The sequence below is a fragment of the Stenotrophomonas sp. HMWF003 genome (assembly GCF_003061285.1).
Taxonomy (GTDB): domain Bacteria; phylum Pseudomonadota; class Gammaproteobacteria; order Xanthomonadales; family Xanthomonadaceae; genus Stenotrophomonas; species Stenotrophomonas maltophilia_AP.
The window spans coordinates 1-1,250 of record NZ_QAIW01000443.1 but is presented as its reverse complement, the minus strand read 5'-3'; the positions used below and the strand labels follow the sequence as shown (position 1 = coordinate 1,250).

General features: G+C 68.6%; 2 protein-coding genes. One reads left to right on the top strand and one right to left on the bottom strand.

What is annotated here, in order from left to right; all coding sequences use genetic code 11:
• The coding region (locus DBR34_RS24155; RefSeq protein ID WP_258224159.1) for a hypothetical protein at nucleotides 1-216 on the bottom strand (216 nt) is incomplete at its 3' end.
• Here DBR34_RS24155 and DBR34_RS19535 point away from each other — a divergent pair.
• The coding region (locus DBR34_RS19535) for a nucleotide sugar dehydrogenase (RefSeq protein WP_258224158.1) at nucleotides 127-1,250 on the top strand (1,124 nt) is incomplete at its 3' end. The two genes, DBR34_RS24155 and DBR34_RS19535, sit on opposite strands and share 90 nt — an antisense overlap.

The following is a 1,250-nucleotide window of genomic DNA, read 5'->3' as shown; positions in this document are numbered from 1 at the left end:
GAGTCTTTCCGCCCCCTTGCCGCCCCCCACCTGCCGTTGCTGCGTATCCCCGGGGCGCGGCTGATGGTCGCTGGGGCAGGCGCGGCTGCGCCGCACATCGCGGTCATCGGGCTTGGCTACGTCGGTTTGCCGCTGGCCGTCGCATTCGGCGCCCGCCAGCCAACACTGGGTTTCGACATCGACCACGCGCGCGTTGAGGAGCTCCAGCGTGGCCATGACCACACCCTGGAAATGGAACCGCACGAGCTTGCCGCTGCCCGGCACGCCCGTTACACCGCTGATCCCGCCGCCCTGGCCGCGTGCACCATCTACATCGTGACGGTACCTACGCCGATCGATGCGCTGGAGCAGCCGGACCTGGGGCCGTTGCGCAGCGCCTCGTCGCTGATCGCCGCCGTGCTCAAGCCCGGCGACCTGGTGATCTACGAATCCACCGTGTACCCGGGGACCACCGAGGAAGTGTGCGTGCCGCTGCTGGAAGCCGGTTCCGGGCTGCGCTTCAACCACGATTTCCATTGCGGCTACAGTCCCGAGCGGATCAACCCCGGTGACCGCCAGCGCCGCCTGCCCGACATCCGCAAGATCACGTCCGGTTCGACCCCCGCGATTGCCGCGCAGGTCGATGCGCTGTACGCGACCATCATCACTGCCGGCACGTGGCCGGCGCCGTCGATCCGCGTGGCCGAGGCCGCCAAGGTCATCGAGAACATCCAGCGCGACGTCAACATCGCGCTGGTGAACGAGCTGGCGCTGATCTTCGACAGGCTCGGCATCGATACCCAGGACGTACTGGATGCAGCGGGCAGCAAGTGGAACTTCCTGCCGTTCCGGCCGGGCCTGGTCGGCGGCCACTGCATTGGCGTGGACCCCTATTACCTGTTGCACAAGTCCGAAAGCGTGGGCTACCACCCGGACCTGATCCACACCGCGCGGCAGGTCAACAACCGGGTCGGCGCACATGTGGCCCAGCGCGTGCTGGCGTTGCTGGCGGGGCGTGGCAAGGCGCCGGACGCTGCGCGCATCCTGGTGCTTGGCGTGACCTTCAAGGAAAACTGCCCAGACCTGCGCAACAGCCGCGCGTTGGAGCTGGCGCAGTCGCTGCAGGCGGCCGGTGCGCGGGTGGACGTGCAGGACCCGTGGGTGGGGCCGGCGGTATTGGCAGGCAGCGGCGTGCACTGGGTAGAGCGGGCCGATCCCGGCGCGTTCGATGCCGTGGTGCTGGCCGTGGCCCACGACGAGTTCCGTGCGTT